The 3187-nt window shown below is 61.4% G+C and carries 2 protein-coding genes and 1 pseudogene; 1 reads left to right on the forward strand and 2 read right to left on the reverse strand.

What is annotated here, in order from left to right:
* Positions 1 to 12 precede the first annotated feature (12 nt).
* A pseudogene (locus tag EN991_RS29260) lies at positions 13 to 443 on the reverse strand (SufE family protein).
* A 100-nt stretch (positions 444 to 543) separates the two neighbouring features.
* Positions 544 to 897, reverse strand: coding sequence for a DUF5330 domain-containing protein (locus EN991_RS29265; RefSeq protein WP_013532658.1), 354 nt, complete (start codon positions 895 to 897; stop codon positions 544 to 546).
* Between the two features lie 535 nt (positions 898 to 1432).
* Between EN991_RS29265 and EN991_RS29270 the strand changes: the two genes are divergently transcribed.
* Entirely contained in the window at positions 1433 to 3166 is a 1734-nt protein-coding gene (locus EN991_RS29270; protein WP_127370050.1) for an ATP-binding protein, read from the forward strand.
* Positions 3167 to 3187 lie beyond the last annotated feature (21 nt).

Below are 3187 nucleotides of genomic sequence, written 5' to 3' on the forward strand. Positions count from 1 at the left end.
GGTCGGGAAGCGTCAGGCGGTCTGCTTGAGCGCTGCCTCGGCGTCGCGCTTGATGCGCTTGACCATCGAGCGAAGGCCGTTGGCGCGCTGCGGCGACAGATGTTCGTCGAGGCCGAGTTCTTTCAATGTCGCTTCCGCATCGGTCTTCTGGATTTCGCTGGCGGTCCTGCCGGAAAACAGCGCCAGCATGATCGCGACCAGCCCACGCACGATATGAGCGCGTCCGAATCGCCGGTGAAGGTGATGACAGGATCGGCTCCAGCTCCGCGTTCAGTGGTCAGCCAGACTTGGCTGACGCATCCCGGCACCTTGTTGGCGGGGCTGCGCTGCTCGTCCGGAAACGGCGGCAACGCCTCGCCGAGTTCGATGACATAGCGATAGCGGTCTTCCCATTCCTCGAGGAACGAGAAGTCGTCGCGGATCGTCTGGATCGTCGTGGTCATGTCTGGGATATAGTCACGCGGCGGCTCCGCGTCACGGAAAAAACAAGGACACCGCGGGCGTCGAGAGGGCAGACAGCCCGCGGTGCGCCGTCGAAACGGCTTAATTCTGAGGCGGCAGGTTGACGGTCTCGGGCAAGACGATTCCTTCGGGCACGCTGCCGGTCATCGTCGACGTGTCGGGGCCGGCGGCGGACTTGTCGTCCATCATCGCTGCCGCGATCTTGGCGGTCTCTTTGGCGCGGGCGGTAATGGTGTGCATCGCCGACTTGCCGGTCTCGCAGACATCGGGTTTGCGTTCGCAAATGCCGGCGATATCGCCAACCGCTTCGCGTGCCGCAAACAAGGCCTGGATCGGTCCGACGCTTTCATGCCCCGCTTCATCGGGGCCGACACTCAATGGCAGCGCCAGCAGCACCAGCGAAAACCAGAAAGCCATTCTTATGAGGAAGACCATGCCCTTGCCCTCTCGTCGTGACCGGATCATGCATCCATATGGCATGACCTCTTTTGTAGGCAGGATTTTGGCACACAGGCGCAAAGGACGGCTTGCGGGCAAAGAGAGAATTTTCCTCAAATTTTAGGCAAATTCGAAACGAACCGTTCTGCAATCGATTTGTCTCAAATCCGAGTAATTTTCCTTAACAACAAATAACCATATATCCCCATGATTTCCCTGCGTTTTTCTTGAAATAGGGACGTCCAGGTGCCGAGTGCGCCCGGCCGATGGGTGCCGTCGGCGGATAACTCTCCGTTTACTATGGCTGCATTTGTCCGTGCTTTCGGCCGCCGGCATCCCGATATTTGCCGCAGGCCGGGCCCTGGTCGGCCCTGCCTTATCCATTCCTTAAACGCTGGATGCGAGTTTCAAAGCCAACCAGAACCATCTGCATAGCAGAGCTGTCCACGACAAGTGCGAGTGCGTTGAGTTGAGTTCAATCAAGGCCAGATACGTTGAATTGCCTGGCGCGATTTCGGCCGGTTGCGAACGTATGGTCCATCCGTCCATCCTTGGGCGGAGCGACCGCGAGCGCCAGCGCCGCTTTATCGGCGTCATGCTCGCCGCTCCTTTCTTTGTCGCCGGTGCCGCGGTCACGCTGGTTACTTCAGGCATGGGCGTCGCCGTCACCATGGCCGCCATTTTCGCCGCCTTTGGCCTGTGCTGGTTCGTCGCCTTGCTGGTGGCGGCGACCGGCAAGATGGCGATAGCGAGTTGGGTCGCCCTGGTGCTGGCCGGCATTTCTCTCGGCAGTCTCATTGCCGCCGCGGGCGGGCTGAGTTCGCCTGTCGCCATGCTTGTCGTGGCGCTGCCTTTTGAAGCCTGGTGGATCGGCGCTTCGCGGCGCGCGGCACTGTGGGGAGCCGTGTCGGCCGCTGTAGCCATCTTGGCTCAGCCTTTGGCTGGAACCGTATTCCCGTTCGCAGGAGCGCAGATCGCGGCGTGGCACTGGTTGGTGCCGTTGGCCTGGACGCTCACACTGATCCCGCGCGCATCGGCATTTCAAAACACGGCCGATGCGGCTGATGTGCTCGACACTGCCGACCGGCTCGAAGACACCATCGATGCGGTGGTCTTGCGCGTCGCCCGTCATGGCGAGGTCCTGGACGCGTCGCCAAAAGCGCGCACGCTTTTGAAACTGCCGCCCGAACTGCTGTCCGGAAACGGCCTCTTCGATCGCGTCCATCTGTCGGATCGCGTTTCCTATCTCAGCGCAATGGCCGACATGCGCGACGGCGCACTGTCGCGCCGGCTCGAATTGCGCATCCGGCTGCCTCAGAATGGCAATGGCCTGACGGCCGACAATTACCGGCCGTTCTCGCTTGATCTCGTGCGTGGTGAGGAACAGGGTGATGTCTTTACGTTCGTCCTGAGGCAGAATGACGAGATCGCCCGGTTGCGCGAGGATCTGGCGGCAGCCAATGAGGCGGCCGCGTCCGCCGAGGTGGCGAAGGGACGCTTCCTGGCGGTGGTCAGCCACGAACTGCGCACGCCGTTAAATGCCATTATCGGCTTCTCGGATATGCTGCTGCATGAGATGTTCGGCGCCTTCAAGGATCCGCGCCAGAAAGAATATGTCGGCTTGGTACGGGATTCGGGCCAGCATCTGCTCGCCGTCGTAACCTCGATACTCGACGTGTCCAGGATTGAATCGGGCGTCTATGCGACCGAACCCGAGCCTTTCCGGTTCGCGGAAGCGGTCGACATGTGCCAGTCGATGATGCAACTGCAGGCGCAGGCCAAGAACATCGATCTGCAGGCGCAGATCGCGCCGGACGCCGGCGACATCAATGCCGATCAGCGCGCCGTGCAGCAGATGCTCATCAACCTGGTCTCCAACGCGATCAAGTTCACTCCCGACGGCGGCGACGTCGTCGTCGGCGCCAAGCGGATCGGTTCGCGCCTGCATTTCTGGGTCAGGGACACCGGCATCGGCATCGCCGAGGAGGATTTCGCCAATCTCGGCAAGCCCTTCATGCAGATCCAGAACGACTATACGCGCCGTTTCGAGGGGACTGGTCTTGGCCTTTCACTGGTCAAGGGCCTGGTGGCGCTGCACGAGGGCACGATGTCCATCGAAAGCATGCCAGGCGAGGGCACCACGGTGACCATCAGCCTGCCGGTGAACGGACCGAAGGGACATCAGGCGGAGAAAGCCGGCGTGCTGACCATGCCTGTGGCGATGGCGAAAGGGGACAGAGATGGCTCGCTCCGGAAAACCGGCTAAGGCGGTCAAGCGCCGCAGCAA

It is taken from the genome of Mesorhizobium sp. M7A.F.Ca.US.005.03.2.1, from assembly GCF_003997795.1.
Lineage (GTDB): Bacteria > Pseudomonadota > Alphaproteobacteria > Rhizobiales > Rhizobiaceae > Mesorhizobium > Mesorhizobium ciceri.